Genomic DNA, 14,427 nt, shown 5'->3' with positions numbered 1-14,427 from the left:
GAGAGGGAACCATGTCGGCTGTCAGCGGCCCGGCGGGCATCGTCCGGCTCGACCCGAGAAGCCTGCGGATCAAGAGATTCTCCGCGCTGACCACCATGGTCCTGCCGCTCCTCGGCACCGTCGCCGCCGGATACCTGCTGGCCACCGGGCGGTTCACGGCGACCGATCTGATCCTGTTCGGCGTGTTCTACTGCGTCCACCTCGGCGGGGTCACCATCGGGCTGCACCGCTACCTCGCCCACAAGGCGTTCAGGACCTCGCCCTGGTTCCAGGACGTCCTGATGGCCGCCGGGTCCATGGCCGCGCAGGGCCCGCTGCTGTTCTGGGTGGCGACCCACCGGCGGCACCACAAGTACGCCGACCGCGAGGGCGACCCGCACTCGCCCAACCTGCACGGCACCGGCCTCAAGGCCCGGCTGCGCGGCCTGTGGTACGCACACATGCCGTGGATGCTCAGCGACGAGTCCTCGAAGTGGTCCGTCTACGCGCCGGACATCCTGCGGGAGCGACGCCTGGTCCTGCACCACCGCCTCTACCCGACATGGGTGACGGCGGGGCTCGTCCTGCCCGCCGCGATCGGCCTCGCCGTCGGGCACACGGCCCAGTCCGCCCTCTCCGGGCTCGTGTTCGGCGGCCTGGCCCGGATCTTCGTCGCCAACCAGGCCGCGTGGTGCGTCGGTTCGCTCTGCCACGCCTTCGGCAGCCGGCCGTTCGACAACGGGGACAGGAGCACCAACAACTGGTGGGTCGCCGTCCTCACCTTCGGCGAGGGCCTGCAGAACAACCACCACGCGTTTCCCGGGTCCTACCGCCACGCCACCCGGTGGTGGGAGCCCGACCTCAGCGGCTGGGTGCTGACCGCCCTCGGCCGGCTGCGCATCGTATGGAACCTGCATGAGCCCTCAGCCGCACGGATAGCCCAGAAACGACAGGAGCCCCACCGTGTTTCACCGTGACAAGAACGCCCGCACCTCCGACGGCCCGGTCACCGAGGAGGCCATCCGCGCCTGGATGGTCGACTACCTGGTGGAGAAGCTCTCCGTGGACCCCTCCACCGTCGACACGAGCCGGGCCTTCGAGGACTACGGGCTCGACTCCCGCGCCGGCATCCAGATGTGCGGAAAGCTGGAGAAGTTCGTTGAACTCCGCCTGTCGCCCGCCCTGTTGTACGAGCACTCCTCCATCGACGCCGTCGCCGCCCATCTCGGCCGGCGGCTCGTCGAGGAGCACGGCCACTGAGGGCGACGGCGGGAGCGAGGACGTCATGGCGGCGAGCGGCATTCCGACCCGACCGGACCGGCGGTTCGAGGAGTTCCTGGACAAGTCACGGGCGCTGGAGGGGCGGCACCTGACGGAGTCGATCCCACGCGAGTACTTCACCCCGCGCACGGCCCGCGGACTGCTCGGGCTCGCCGTGAGCCTCGCCCTCTACGCGGGCGCGATCACCGGAGTCGTGCTCTCGCCCTCCTGGCTGCTCGACGTCCCGCTGTGGTTCGTGGCCGGCCTCGGCGGCTGGGGCATGCACTGCATCGCGCACGACTGCGGCCACGGCTCCTTCTCCCGGTCACGACGCCTCAACACCGCCGTGGGCAGCTTCGCGCTGCTCCCGCTGGTGTACCCGTACCACTCCTGGCGCCATGTGCACAATCTGCATCACTCGTACACCAACAACCTCGAACTCGACACCGACTGGCGGCCGTTGCCCCCGGACGCCTACCAGCGCCTCTCGCCCTTCGCCAAGGCCGTCTACGCGGGCACCCGCACCTGGGCCTTCTGGGGCGGGACGGTCCGCTACTGGTTCGTGTCGGGCTTCCGGCCCGGCTACTTCCCCAAGCGCTCGATGCGCCGCGAGGTGTGGCGGTCCATCGCCTTCACCGCGCCCGTCGCCGTCGTCGCCCTGTCCTCGCTCGTGGTGTTCACCGGCGTACGAGGCCTCCTGTGCTACTTCGTGCTGCCCTGGCTGATGACCCATCTGTGGTTCAGCGCCACGACCCTCATGCACCACAGCGCGGCCGACGTCCCCTTCCTGACCTCGCAGCACTGGACCCGCAACGCGGCGCGGCTGCTGCTCACCACGGACTACGCGTATCCGAGGCTGCTGTCGTTCCTGACCCACAACATCTCCGTCCACACCGCGCACCACGTGGCCCCGGCGATCCCGTTCTACAACCTCCCCAAGGCGCAGCTCGCCCTGAAGAGCGCCCATCCGGGCATGGTCCGCGAGGAGCGGCTGGGGCTCGGCCGGCTGTGGCGCATCCTGCGCAGCCTGCACCTGTACGACACGGAAGCGGGCTTCTACACCGATTTCGAGGCGGCGAAGCACGCGCCGGGACACCAGCCGGAGTGACCTCAATGGAGGCATGGCCATGCCAGTAACCGATCGCGAGCCGGCCCCGCCGGTGATGGGCCCGGCCGAGGCCCTCTCCGCGCTGTTCACCCCGGCCGGAAAGCACCACCCCTACCCCCTCTACGACGCCCTGTGGGGACTCGGACCGGTGATCCCCCTGGGCCCCGCCGGCACGCTCGTGCTCGGCTACGACGAGATCTGCACCGCCCTGCGCGACCCCCGTTTCCTGGTCACCGACGCCGCCGTGCACCGGACGACCGGTATGAACGAGCACTCCTCGTGGCAGTGCTTCACCAAGATCATGATGTTCAGCAACTCACCCGACCACGAGCGCATGCGACGCTTCGCCGGCTGGGCCTACGCGCCGCGCCTGGTCGCCGAACGCCGCCGGCTCGCGGTCCAGGCGGCGGAGCGCTGGACCGCCCACCTCGCCACCCTCGACGGCGGCGACGGCGCACCGGTCGACCTGGTCGAGGCGTTCGCCACCCGCGTCCCGATCACCGTCACCGGCGAACTGCTCGGCATCCCCGAGGCCGACCGCATGCCGCTGCGCGGCGCCGTCACCGCGACCACGACGGCCTTCGAGCCCGTCTTCGACCGCGACGAACTGGTGCCCGCCGACGCGGGGATGGACGTCCTGGTGGACTATCTCGCCGACCTCGTACGGGAACGCCGACGCCGTCCGGCGGACGACCTGATCAGCACGATGGTACGAGACCGGGACGCGGCCGGAGCGTTGAGCGAGGAGGAACTCGTCGCCAGCCTGGTGATGTTCCTCATCGCCGGTGTGCAGAGCCCCAGCGACCTGATCGGCAACACGGTCCGCCTCGCCCTGGACCACCCCGCCGAGGGCCGGAGGATGACCGCCGACGACGCGTACGCGGCCGACTTCATCACCGAGACCCTGCGGATCGACCCGCCGAACCACGTCCTGACGCGCGCCGCCGCGACGGACATCGACTTCCACGGCCACCACGTCGCCGCCGGATCCAGGGCACTGCTGGTCCTCGCCGCCGCCAACCGCGACCCCCGCCGGTTCACCGACCCGACGGCCTTCGACACCGCCCGCAAGGACAACCGGCCGCTCTCCTTCGGCCTCGGCCCGCACTACTGCCTGGGCGCCGCCTTCGCCAGGATGCAGGTCGAGGCCGCCGTACCCGTCCTCCTGCGCCGCTTCCCCCGGATGACCCTCGCGGCCCCGCCCACCCACCGCGACCAGCTGGTGACCCGCGGCTTCGCCCGGATGGAGGTGGCCCTCGGCTCCTAGACACCCCGGGCTCTTCGCAGCCTCTTCGAACCAGGACTCGAACGAACTGACCACGAGGGGGAGTTGGCCATGAGGGCCGAGAACATCGACGAGGTCGTGGACGGGCTTGCCGGAATCGTGCGGGAGGCCCGCCGCGCGGGGGACCGCATCGGGTACTTCGCGGCGCTGTACCGGCAGGTGACCGTCGAGGTCCGTACGGGCATCCACGCCGGACTGTTCGAGGACGGTGGCCGGATGGACCGTTTCGACACGCTCTTCGGCAACCGCTACTTCGACGCGTACGACGCCTGGCGCCGCGACCGGAGCGGGCCGCGGTGCTGGCGCCGGACATTCGGCCTGCTCACCGACGCCGACACCGTCATCGTCCAGCACCTGCTGCTCGGCGTGAACGCCCACATCAACCTCGACCTGGCCGTCGCGGCCGCGCGCACCGCCCCGGGCGAGGACATCCACGCGCTGCGGCACGACTTCCTGCTGATCAACGACATCCTGGGACGGGTGGTGCTCGCGGTGCAGGACTCCGTCGGCGACCTGTCGCCGTTCCTGTCGCTGCTGGACCAGGTCGGGGCCCGCACCGACGAGCGGATCCTCGACTTCAGTGTCCGCCGGTCCCGCGAGGAGGCCTGGCACAACGCCGTGCTGCTGGCCGGTCAGAACGAAGCGGAGCAGAAGGCCACCATCGAGCGGCTCGACGTCAGGGCGGCCGTGCTCGCCCGGCTGATAGCGCGCCCGGGCGGGCTCGTCCGGCCGGCCCTGGAGCTGATCCGGCGAACGGAGAGCGACGACGTGCCGGCCGTCATCAAGCACCTCGACCGCGCCGTGCAGCAGCCCGACGCCCCGTGACGGAAGGGCGGGTGGCTTCGCCCTCCCCGACAGCGGCCGCCTGGAGGTCCTGGGCGCGCCGGAGGAGCGGGCGCTCGCCGGTCCCGACGGGGTCGCGGGCTTCGCGGACGGGCCCGGTCTCTACCTCTCGCTCACCGCCCGGCAGAACCTCACCGGCTCGCCGGGCTGCGCGGCCTGGACGCGCGGACCGCCGGGATCGATGACGTGCTCGACCAGGTCGGGCTCACCGATGTCGCCGACGGCAAGGCCCGCGGCCTCTCCCTCGGCATGCGCCAACGGCTGCGGCTCGCCGCCGCGTTGCTCACCAGGCATGTGCGCCGTGTCCTCACCCGGCTCACCGCCGAGGGCACGAGCGTGGTGCTCTCCACCCACCGCATGGACGACCCCGCCGCCCTGTGCACCGAGGTCACCATCCTCGCCACCGGACGGGTCGTCCTTTCCGGCCCGTTGCTACACCTGGTACCAGACGCACAACTGGACCAAGCCGTACCCCGGCGACACCAAGGTCTACGCGCCGAACGACGTACCCGGCGCCTACCTCCCCTCCCCGGAGTCCGACGGCTGATGCCCGGCGCGTCAGGCGATCTCCGCGTGCGAGGATGTCGAAGGGGGCGCCGGGCGCGGAAAGCGGAGTGGGAGCGGGATGATCGGGACGGTGTTCCGGACTGAGGACATACCGTCCTCGGACAGGTTCGACCATTGGCGGGACACGGTCGGCCGGCTGCGGTCGCCCAGTGACATCACCAGTGCGCACGCGTCCGACTTCTGGGCCCGGAGCAGGGTGATGGAACTGGGCGCCGTGACCGTGTGGCCGACGTCGTTCCTGCCGACGCGCTACCGGCGCACCCCCAAACTGGTGCGCCAGTCCGATCCCGAGCTGTACCACCTCACGCTGCTGACCGACGGCGGCCTGGCCCTCGAGCACGCGGGGCAGACCGACTTGTTCGGCCCACGTGATCTGCATCTGACCGACAGCTCACTGCCGTACGACCTCCGCCCGTACGCCAGCCGGTCGGCGGACGACGACACCGGGCCGAGTGCCGTGAAGGGCGTGGGCGTCGACGTTCCCAAGGCGCTCCTTCCCCTGCCGCCGCACCGGGTGCGGGAGTTGCTGGGCCGAGGACTGCCGGGGCGGGAGGGCTTCGGCGCCCTCCTGGCGGACTTCCTCATCAGCCTGGAACGGCGGGCCGACACCCTCCCGCCCTCGGACGCCCCCCGCCTGGGCGGGGTCGTGCTGGACCTGCTCTCGGCCTGGTGTGCCCAACTGCTCGACACCGAGGCCGACTTGGCGCCGGAGACCCGCCAGCAGGCCCTGGCGCGACACATCCAGGTGTTCATCCGGCAGAACCTGCACGACCCGGACCTCGCGCCGCCGGTGATCGCCGCCGCCCACCACATCTCCCTCAGCTATCTGCACCGGATCTTCCCGCAGCAGACCCAGGGCGAGACCGTCGCGGCCTGGATCCGGGGGCAGCGACTGGAGGGCGCCGCCCGCGACTTGGCGAACCCCTCGGCGCGCACCCTGCCGATCCACGCCGTCGCGGCCCGCTGGGGCATCTCGCGCGCCTCCGACTTCACCCGCGCCTTCCGCACCGCGTACGGGCTCTCGCCCAAGGAGTACCGGCACCAGGCCCTGAGGAGCGGACAGTAGGCCCGTGCTCCTCCTCGATCAGTGACCGCCGCCGAACAGGGAGCGGTTGGCGATGTCGATGAGGAAGGCGCCGGCCAGTGAGGGGTGGCGCTTCACGATCGCCTTCTTGTACGCCTCCCCGTCGTCGCCGAGCAGTGCGCGGGCGTCGGCGAGGCAGCCACGCACGTCCGCGTAGATCTCCGGGCCGGTGGGCAGGCCGTGGCCGGCGAGGATCGTGCCGTAGCCGGTCCGCGCGGCCAGCAGGTCCAGCGCCCGCTCCCAGCCGGTGACGTCATTGTTGCCGAGGCAGAGGTGGACCCCGTGGTACACGAGGTCCTGGGCGACCAGGACACCCTGCTCGGGCAGCTTGACGAGCAGTTCGTCGGCGGCCTCGCCGCCGGAGACGGCCTCGAACACGAACGGGACGCCGTCGACGACCTCGGTGCCCGGGGTCAGATCCACGGTCGGGGTGAACTCGGCGACGGGGACGACCAGGCCGGTGGGCAGCCGGCTGTCGCCGCGCGCGACGATCTGCTCGCCCACACCGACGAGCCGGTGGCGGCGATCGCCCGCCGCCTGGGTTTCCCCGAACCCACCAACTTCGGCAAGTTCTTCGGCCGCCACACCGGCGTCACGCCGGGTGCCTTCCGGCAGACCCACCGGCGGCTGGGGGAAAATGGGCGCGCCATCGGCTCTACCAAGGACCACCATGACAAGCGACGCCACTCCGCCCGAGACGGACGATGACCGTTTCTGGCAGGAACGACGGATCTGTTTCCTGACCACGCACCGGCCGGACGGCAGTCCGCATCTCGTCCCCGTGGGTGTCACCTTCGATCCGGAGGCCGGGATCGCACGCGTGATCAGCAGCGCTGGCAGCAGGAAGGTCCGCAACGTCCGGGCGGCCGGACCCGGCGCGACGGTCGCGGTGGGCCAGGTCGAGGGGCGCCGCTGGTGCACGCTCGAAGGCACCGCGCTGGTCAAGAACGACCCGGAGTCCGTCGCCGAGGCCGAGCGGCGTTACGCCGAGCGCTACCGGCAGCCCCGCCCCAACCCCGAGCGCGTGGTCATCGAGATCACCGTGACCCGCGTGATGGGCACCGTGCGACCGCCCGGCTGGTGACGGGCGCGCTCCCGTGCCACGCGCGGTGGACCGCGGCGAACGGGAACGGGACACCACCAGGGCGGCGCTGCGCATCCCGCAGACCGAGGGGCCGGCCGGCCCCACCCTGCGGCGCACCGCCGCGGACCTCGGCGGCTCGACCACCTTGGTGACGCACTTCCACGGCAGTCGCGACGCGTTGACGCAAGCGGTGCCGGACGCCCCGCTCGCCGCCTGCAGGTCGAACGCGGTCAACACCTGCTCCAGAAAGCCGAGTTGCCGCTCGGGCGGCCAGTCGTCATGGTGTTCCACCGCGGACAGCGCGATCCCGTTGAGCGTCACGCGCAGCACGTCCACCCGCCTGGAGCAGTTCGGCCCGGGTGGCGGGGCACGCTGCTCTCCTCCGTTGGCGTCACCGGTGGTGTTGTGTGGTGCATGTTGCGCAACGAGCGGGGGTTGTGTGGCGGTCATCGTATTTTCTTCGCGGGCCGGGCGAGGGTGAGGGGAGCCGCGGTGAAGACGGAGGAGTACGTGCCGACCGCCAGGCCGATGAGCAGGGCGAGGGCGAAGTCGGTGAGGGTGCCGTCCGCCAGGACGGCCAGGGCCGTGAGGATGAGGGCCGCGCCCGTGCCGGTGCTGACGGTGCGGGGGAGGGTCTGCAGGATCGCCAGGTTCGTCAGCCGCGGCAGCGGCATCACGCGGTCCCGGGCGAGCAGTTCGCGGATGCGGTCGAACAGGACGACGGAGTCGTTGACCGAGTACCCGATGACGGTCAGCAGCGCGGCGAGGAAGAGGCCGTCGATCGGCTTGCCCAGCCAGGCGAAGACACCGACGAGGACCACCACGTCGTGGACGAGCGCACCGACCGCCGCGGTGGCGAACCGCCACCGGAAGCGCACCGCGAGATAGAGCAACTGGGCGGCCAGGGCGAGTCCGAGCGCGACGAGGGCGTTGCGGCGCAGCTCCTCGCCCAGGCTGGGACCGATCAGCTCGTCGCGGACCTTCTCCGTCCCGCCGCCGAGACCGCTCACCGTGGCGGTCACCGCGGCTTCCTGGGCGTCGGTCAGCTCCTCCGCGCGCACCGTGAGGGAGCCGTCGCCGAAGGCCTGGACGATCGCGTGCGGGAACCCGGCCCGGCCGAGGGCCTCCCGGGCCCGGTCGGGGTCGACGGGAGCGGCCGTGGAGTACTCGATGAGCCGGCCTCCGGTGAAATCGATGCCGAAGTCGAGACCGCGCACCAGGATGCCCGAGGCGGCGAGGGCGAGGAGCGCGGCGGAGGCGGCCAGCCAACGGCGCGGACGGCGCATCAGGAACGGGCCGCGGCGCAGCAGCCCGTCCCGGACCCGCCCGGTGTCCGTGATGCCGGTGAGACGCGGTCGGCGGAAGGCCGCGCGCCGGTCGAGCGCGTACTCGGCGAGCACCCGGGTGACGACCAGGGCGCTGACCATGGAGGCGAGGACGCCGATGCCGAGGGTGATGCCGAACCCGCGCACGGGGCCGGAGGCGAGGACGAAGAGGAGCCCGGCGGCGATCAGCGTGGTGATGTTGGAGTCGGCGATCGCCCCCAGCGCGCCGCGGAATCCGGCCGTCAGCGCGGAACGGGGGCTGGTCCGGCTCCGGGCGGCGTGCTCCTCGCGGGCCCGTTCGAAGACGAGGACGTTGGCGTCCACGGCCATGCCGATGGCCAGCACGAACCCGGCCAGGCCGGGCAGCGTCAGGGTGGCGCCGACGGCGGCCAGGGCGGCGTACGAGATCAGGCCGTAGCAGGCCAGTGCCACGGTCGCGAGCAGGCCCATGAGCCGGTAGACGGCGATGATGAACAGCGCGGTGAGCGCGGTGCCGATCACCGCGGCCCGGGCCGCCGCCCCGATGGCCGCGTCCCCCAGGGTGGCGCCGACGGTGCGCTGCTCCACCGTCTCGACCGGTACGGGCAGGGCGCCGCCGGAGATCAGCAGGGCCAGCTCGCGGGCCTCGGCGTCGTCGAAGGAGCCGGTGATCTGCGTGGTCCCGCCCGGGATGCCCGCACCGCAGGCCACGGACGGGTCGACCTGCGGCGAGGAGACGATCTTGCCGTCGAGGACGATGGCCACCCGGCGCTGCGGGTCGCCGGGCGGGTGGCAGGCGGCGTCCGCCGTGATCTGCGTCCACCGGGTGCGGCCGGTGTCGGTGAAGTCGACGGTGACGTGCCATCCGGTCCCGCTCTGCTGGTCGAAGCGGGCGTCCGCGGCTTCGACGTGCTGCCCCGTCAGGGCGGCGGCCTTCAGCCGCAGGGGTTGTCCGGCCGCGTCCGGCAGGACGCGCTCCTCTTCGCCGGGCGGTGTCGGGGTGTTCGCGGTGCCGAGGACCGGGTGGACGGTGAGCTGCGCGGTGCGGCCCAGGACGGCGGCGGCCTTCTCCGGATCCTGGAGGCCGGGCAGTTCGACGAGGATGCGGTGGTCGCCGGAGCGGACGAGGGTCGGCTCGGTGACGCCGAGCGCGTCGATCCGGCCCCGTAGCACCTCGACGGTGCGGTCGGTGGCGTCGGGGCCCGCGTCGACGGTGTCGGTGGAGCGGGTCTCCAGCAGGATCTGGGTGCCACCGCGCAGATCGAGCCCGAGGCGCACCGGCGTGGTGAGGGCGATGGCCAGTGATCCGGCGATCACGGCGAGGGCGAGCAGCGCGCGGATGCGCGAGGAGTTGTTGCGGTTCTTCTGCTTCTTCGGGTTCTTCCGGCGTGTCAACACGGGCCTCCGGCAGGCATGCCGCGGCGGCGGCACAGACGGCGGCCGCGACGGGAGAGAGGGGATGGGTTGTCTCAGATGCCTGGAGGCGGGGGAGGGGCCCGGCCGCGGTCGTACGCGGACCCGTCATGGAAGACGGGGGTGCACGCGGGCAGGGCGGACGTGCCCGTGCCGGTGGCCCGGGCGGGGTTCACCTCGTGGGGTGGGGCGGCGTGGTGGTCCGGTGCGTGCGGGCGCTCGCCGGGAGGGTGGTCGTACGGGGACCTGACGTGAGCCGCGTACGGGTCGGCGTACGGGGCGTCCGCGCGGGGACCGGTGTCCGGCTGCCACTCGGCGCCCGCGGCCACGGCGGCCGCACGGGGTGCAAGTGCGGCGGCGGCCGGGAGCATCACCGGCAGGACGGCGAGGAGCGCCGTCAAGGCTGTGAGCGCGGTGAGCGCGGTGAGCGCCGTGGCGAGCCGGTGAGCGGCGGCGGTCGCGGCGGTGCGGGACGCCGGGCGCATGCACCGTCCCTTTCCTGGTGATTCGGGTGTGGGCGTCAGGCCTCGATGAGGCCGGCGCGGATGGCGTAGCGGGTCAGCTCCAGCCGGTCGTGCAGACCGAGTTTGTGCAGGAGGTTGGCCCGGTGGCGGTGCACGGTCTTGACGCTGATGAACAGGATCTCGGCGATCTCCTTGGAGGAGTGCCCCTCGGCGACCAGCTTGAGGACCTCCTCCTCGCGCGGTGTGAGCAGGTGATCGGCGTTCTCCTCGCCGTGCCGGACACGGTCGAGGTAGGTGCGGATCAAGGCGGTGACCGCGCCGGGGTAGAGGAACGGCTCGCCCCGCATCGCGGACCGGCAGGCGGCGACCAGGTCGCGGTCGGCCACCGACTTCAGCACATATCCGCAGGCCCCGGCCTTGAGCGCCTGGAACAGGTACTGCTCGTTGTCGTGCATGGTCAGCATCAGGATCCGCAGGCCCGGCTTGAGCGCCGCGAGTTCGCGGGTGGCCTGCAGGCCGGTCAGCCGCGGCATCGCGATGTCGAGGACGGCCAGGTCGACCTCCGCCTTCCGGGCCTGCTCGACGGCCTCGGCCCCGTCCCCGGCCTCCGCGACGACCCGCAGGTCGGGCTCGCGGTCGAGGATCAGGCGTACACCGCGGCGCACGAGGGCGTGGTCGTCGGCGAGCAGGATCCGGATCGGCTTCGACGCCGCCGAAGCCGTGGCGCGTTCGGGAGGGATGTCGTCGGACATGGTCAGAGCTGCTTCCTGGGGACGGGGGTGATCAGACGGATCCGCGTGCCGGTACCGGTGTCGGTGTCGGTGACGGTGACGGTTGCGGTGCTGGTGCCGGAGGCGCCGGAAGTGACGGCGGCGGTGGCGGGTGCCGACGTGATGTCCAGCGTGGCCCCGGCGAGCAGGGCCCGTTCCCGCATGCCGCGGATCCCGGCGCCCTCGCAAGGTGCCTCGATGCCGCGGCCGTCGTCTGCGATCTCCAGCACCACCGCCCCGTCGGCCCGACGCAGGCTCACCTCCACCCGGCGCGCGTCCGCGTGGCGGGCCGCGTTGGTCAGACTCTCCTGAGCCACCCGGTACAGCACCAGCTCGCTCTCCTCACCCAGCGCGGGCAGATCGGCGTCGAAGCGGCGTACGACACGCAGCCCGGTGTGGGTCGCGAAGTCCTGTGTGAGCGAGGTCAGGGCGCTGACCAGGCCCAGATCCTCCAGGACGCCCGGCCGCAGACGGCGCACCAGGCGCCGGACCTCGTCCAGGCTCTCCCGGGTGATCTCCTGGGCCTGCCGAAGGTCCTCGCACAGCGGAGCCGGTGCGTCGTCCGCGGCCCGCTTGAGCACCAGCAGGATCGCCGTCATGCTCTGCCCGACCTCGTCGTGCAGCTCCTGGGCGATACGACGGCGTTCCGCCTCCTGGGCCAGCAGCGCCCGGGCGCTGGACGTGGCGCGTTCGTGCTCCAGCCGGTCGAGCATGGCGTTGAAGGTCCGGATCAGCTCGGACACCTCGCCGCCACCGCGGGCGCCGGGAACGGGCAGCCGCTGCCCCGGCCGCAGCAGGTCGACGGTGGTCATCAGCCGGGTCAGCCGACCCAGCGGGGCCAGGCCCCAGCGCAGCAGGGTGCCGGTGGCGACCAGCATGACGGCCAGGCCGCCGACCAGGATGACCGCCTCGGTCAGCAGCACCGGCACCGAGACGGTCACCGGCGCCCACAGCAGCAGCGCCGTGGCGGCGCCCAGCACCAGGGCGTTGAGCCCGAAGATCCGCCAGAACAGCGACACGGAAAAGCTCCTCCTTCAGGGACCCGGCCTCGAACCCGGCCTCGAACCCGGCCTCGAACCCGGCCTCGACCGGCCCTTCGCACACCCCTCGCACGGGCGCGGGTCGCAGGACCGGGACGGGACCGACCCTCCCCCCACCCTCCTCCGCCCCGGTGGTCGCGGTCGATGGGGCCCGACACCCATTTCGCGAGCCGCGCACCACCCATCGGCCGCCCCGCACACTCCGCGCGCCCCGGGCGTGGTTACCGCCGTACCGGACGAATGGGGTCCGCGCCCGATGGGATTCCGACGCGGCACACAGCAGAGTCGAGACCGACCGAGCCGTCCGGTACGGCCGGTGCCCCCATGCCGTCCGGCGCCCCTGTCGTACGGCGCCCCTGTCGTACGGACGTCGGGCCCGGCGCACCGGCCGGCCACAGTCGCGCCTGCCGCGCCTGGTCGCCCCTGCCCGCCCCTGCCGCGCCCGCCGCGCCCGAAGAGAGGACCCGTCATGCCGCTCGACACCACCCAGACCGATTCCTGCCCGCTACCGCCCGCCGCGCAGGACGCCCGTCGGCGCCTCGAACACGCGCGCAGCAGCCGGGTGGCCCAGCTGAGGGCCCTCGACGAGGCCGGCCGGATCGCGAAGGACCATGTGATGTCCGCCCAGGCGGAAGCGATCCAGCAGGTCCTCAAGGAGATCGACGCGGCGTTCGCCCGCGTCGACGACAGCTCCTACGGCACCTGCCAAGGATGTTCCAGGCCCGTCCCCGCCGAGCGCCTGGAGATCCTTCCGTACACCCGGTACTGCGTCGCCTGCCAGCGCCGCGCCGCCGCCTGAACCCGGCCCGGCCCCGGCCCCGGCCCCGGCCCCGACCCCAGCCCCGACCCCACGCCTCCCGTCCTGCACACAAGGGGTGAAGTGAGTGGTGAACCACCAGACCGTCGGCGACCGCGCCGCACACCTGTCGCCCGAGGACCTCGCCGCGTTGCAGGAGAACCTGCACGAACAGCGCCTGTTCCGCCGGGAACAGTTGCGGCAGATCGCGGCAGCGCCCCGTACCCGGACCTCGCGCCGGCTCCGCTCCGCCGCACAGACCGAGGTACAGGTCAAGCTCGCCGCCTCCGCGCGCATGGTCCTCAACGACGTCGAGGAGGCGCTGCGGCGCATCGACGAGGGCCGCTACGGCACCTGCCACCTGTGCCGCAGGCCCGTCGACCGTGAACGCCTGATGATCGTGCCGCAGGCCCGCTACTGCGCGCGCTGCCAGCAGGTGCGGGAGGCCGGAGGATGACCGCCGTCTGTCGCCCCCGCACCGGCTCCCGCGACCGACACCGGCCCTGGCCGCTGTGCCGGCGGTGCAGCGGCCTCGCCCTCGACATGGGCAGCGACCGGACCCGCGCCTGGATCGCCGGCCGCTCCACGGTCCTCGACGTACCCACGGTCACCTTCCCGGGTGCCGGGGCGCCGCACCCGATCCAGCGCGGCGCGATCATCGACGTTCCCGGAACGGCCCGGATGCTCGACCGGCTGCTCGGTCACCGCCTGTCCCGGCACCCGCGCCCGCTGGTGGTGGTCACCACGCCGGTCCTGGACGGCCCCGCCTACCGGGACCGGGCCCGTACGGCCGTACAGGTGCTGCGGCCGCGCGCGGTGCTGACCGTGCCCACCGCCCGCGCCGTCGCCCTGGCCGCGGACGCCGACCTCACCGGTCCGCTGCTCGTGGTGGACATCGGCGCCCATCTCACCGAAGTGGTCCTCCTCGTCGACGGCGCGGTCTGCGACGCCCGCCGCACCGAGCTGGGCACCACCGACCTCACCTGCGCCGACGTCCCGGCGGACCTCGGCGAGGCCGTCACCTCCATGATCACCTCGATGCTCCGGCAGGACCGCACCGCCCTCACGGCCGACGCCCTGGGCCGTGGGCCCCTCCTGGCGGGCGGCGGCGCCCTGCGCCCCGACCTCGTCGGCCGCCTCGGCGCCGGCCTGCACGCACCCCTGCGGGCCGTCCCCGCACCGCACACCGCCGCGCTGCGAGGCGACGCCAGGATCCTTCGAGCCGCACACACCCACCCGTCGACCCGGGGCACCGCACCCCCCGGGCCCGCCGCCCGGCCCCGCTGAACCCTCGAACCCGGTCCCCGTCCCCCGTCCCCCGTGCCCCCTCCCTGTCCCATGGCCGGTGCCGCTCCACCGGCCATGGGACACCCCTGTTCCCGCACGCCCCGCCGTCCCGAAGGGAGAACCACCCTGCCGCTCCTCGTACC

15 protein-coding genes and 2 pseudogenes are annotated in these 14,427 nt (G+C 72.7%); 11 read left to right on the top strand and 6 right to left on the bottom strand.

Features of this window, described 5'->3' with window-relative positions:
• Positions 1–11: 11 nt before the first annotated feature.
• The 5 genes from ACYQ8Q_RS01670 to ACYQ8Q_RS01650 all read left to right on the top strand — a co-directional run bounded on the left by ACYQ8Q_RS01670 (position 12) and on the right by ACYQ8Q_RS01650 (position 4,457).
• The gene (locus ACYQ8Q_RS01670; protein WP_460061089.1) at positions 12–956 is read left to right on the top strand and encodes an acyl-CoA desaturase; all 945 of its coding nucleotides are present in this window, start codon (positions 12–14) and stop codon (positions 954–956) included.
• A complete protein-coding gene (locus tag ACYQ8Q_RS01665; RefSeq protein WP_460061087.1) occupies positions 943–1,239 on the top strand; it encodes an acyl carrier protein in 297 nt (98 codons plus the stop codon). The genes ACYQ8Q_RS01670 and ACYQ8Q_RS01665 overlap by 14 nt, the downstream gene beginning before the upstream one ends.
• Before the next feature lie 25 nt (positions 1,240–1,264).
• Positions 1,265–2,347, top strand: a complete 1,083-nt coding sequence (locus ACYQ8Q_RS01660; RefSeq protein ID WP_460061085.1) for a fatty acid desaturase — start codon at positions 1,265–1,267, stop codon at positions 2,345–2,347.
• 19 nt (positions 2,348–2,366) lie between these two features.
• Positions 2,367–3,614, top strand: coding sequence for a cytochrome P450 (locus ACYQ8Q_RS01655; RefSeq protein WP_460061083.1), 1,248 nt, complete (start codon positions 2,367–2,369; stop codon positions 3,612–3,614).
• A 69-nt stretch (positions 3,615–3,683) separates the two neighbouring features.
• Entirely contained in the window at positions 3,684–4,457 is a 774-nt protein-coding gene (locus tag ACYQ8Q_RS01650; protein ID WP_460061081.1) for a DUF5995 family protein, read from the top strand.
• A 120-nt stretch (positions 4,458–4,577) separates the two neighbouring features.
• Here ACYQ8Q_RS01650 and ACYQ8Q_RS01645 read toward each other — a convergent pair whose 3' ends face one another.
• Positions 4,578–4,769 carry a hypothetical protein gene (locus ACYQ8Q_RS01645; RefSeq protein ID WP_460061079.1) on the bottom strand — a complete coding sequence of 64 codons (192 nt, stop codon included), beginning with the start codon at positions 4,767–4,769 and terminating at the stop codon, positions 4,578–4,580.
• Positions 4,770–5,100: 331 nt separating this feature from the next.
• Here ACYQ8Q_RS01645 and ACYQ8Q_RS01640 point away from each other — a divergent pair, with 331 nt between their 5' ends.
• The gene (locus ACYQ8Q_RS01640) at positions 5,101–6,108 is read left to right on the top strand and encodes a helix-turn-helix domain-containing protein (protein ID WP_460061077.1); all 1,008 of its coding nucleotides are present in this window, start codon (positions 5,101–5,103) and stop codon (positions 6,106–6,108) included.
• A gap of 18 nt (positions 6,109–6,126) precedes the next feature.
• Here the strand turns inward: ACYQ8Q_RS01640 and ACYQ8Q_RS01635 are convergent.
• Positions 6,127–6,645: pseudogene (locus ACYQ8Q_RS01635) on the bottom strand (MBL fold metallo-hydrolase); the annotation flags it as partial.
• Here ACYQ8Q_RS01635 and ACYQ8Q_RS01630 point away from each other — a divergent pair.
• Positions 6,619–6,834 (top strand): annotated as a pseudogene (locus ACYQ8Q_RS01630) (helix-turn-helix domain-containing protein); the annotation flags it as partial. The pseudogenes ACYQ8Q_RS01635 and ACYQ8Q_RS01630 overlap by 27 nt on opposite strands.
• Positions 6,797–7,210: a pyridoxamine 5'-phosphate oxidase family protein gene (locus tag ACYQ8Q_RS01625; RefSeq protein ID WP_460061075.1), complete on the top strand. Its 414-nt coding sequence runs from the start codon at positions 6,797–6,799 to the stop codon at positions 7,208–7,210. The pseudogene ACYQ8Q_RS01630 and the gene ACYQ8Q_RS01625, both read left to right, overlap by 38 nt.
• A 446-nt stretch (positions 7,211–7,656) precedes the next feature.
• On the opposite strand, the gene secD is transcribed toward ACYQ8Q_RS01625, so the two are convergent.
• The 4 genes from secD to ACYQ8Q_RS01605 all read right to left on the bottom strand — a co-directional run bounded on the left by secD (position 7,657) and on the right by ACYQ8Q_RS01605 (position 12,180).
• Positions 7,657–9,909: a protein translocase subunit SecD gene (secD, locus tag ACYQ8Q_RS01620; protein WP_460061073.1), complete on the bottom strand. Its 2,253-nt coding sequence runs from the start codon at positions 9,907–9,909 to the stop codon at positions 7,657–7,659.
• A gap of 74 nt (positions 9,910–9,983) precedes the next feature.
• Complete coding sequence (locus tag ACYQ8Q_RS01615) at positions 9,984–10,412, bottom strand: hypothetical protein (RefSeq protein ID WP_460061072.1); 429 nt, start codon at positions 10,410–10,412, stop codon at positions 9,984–9,986.
• Positions 10,413–10,447: 35 nt separating this feature from the next.
• Positions 10,448–11,143, bottom strand: coding sequence for a response regulator (locus ACYQ8Q_RS01610; protein WP_460061070.1), 696 nt, complete (start codon positions 11,141–11,143; stop codon positions 10,448–10,450).
• Between the two features lie 2 nt (positions 11,144–11,145).
• A complete protein-coding gene (locus tag ACYQ8Q_RS01605; protein WP_460061067.1) occupies positions 11,146–12,180 on the bottom strand; it encodes a HAMP domain-containing sensor histidine kinase in 1,035 nt (344 codons plus the stop codon).
• A gap of 490 nt (positions 12,181–12,670) precedes the next feature.
• Here ACYQ8Q_RS01605 and ACYQ8Q_RS01600 point away from each other — a divergent pair, with 490 nt between their 5' ends.
• From ACYQ8Q_RS01600 to ACYQ8Q_RS01590, 3 genes are all read left to right on the top strand, one after another.
• Entirely contained in the window at positions 12,671–13,000 is a 330-nt protein-coding gene (locus tag ACYQ8Q_RS01600; protein ID WP_460061065.1) for a TraR/DksA family transcriptional regulator, read from the top strand.
• Between the two features lie 85 nt (positions 13,001–13,085).
• Positions 13,086–13,454, top strand: coding sequence for a TraR/DksA family transcriptional regulator (locus tag ACYQ8Q_RS01595; RefSeq protein WP_460061062.1), 369 nt, complete (start codon positions 13,086–13,088; stop codon positions 13,452–13,454).
• Positions 13,451–14,284 carry a hypothetical protein gene (locus tag ACYQ8Q_RS01590; protein ID WP_460061060.1) on the top strand — a complete coding sequence of 278 codons (834 nt, stop codon included), beginning with the start codon at positions 13,451–13,453 and terminating at the stop codon, positions 14,282–14,284. Before ACYQ8Q_RS01595 ends, ACYQ8Q_RS01590 begins: the two co-directional genes overlap by 4 nt.
• Positions 14,285–14,427: the final 143 nt, after the last annotated feature.

Source organism: Streptomyces sp. YKOK-I1, from assembly GCF_054660435.1.
Note: the sequence above shows the minus strand (reverse complement) of the source record. Positions and strands in the feature narration are given on the sequence as shown.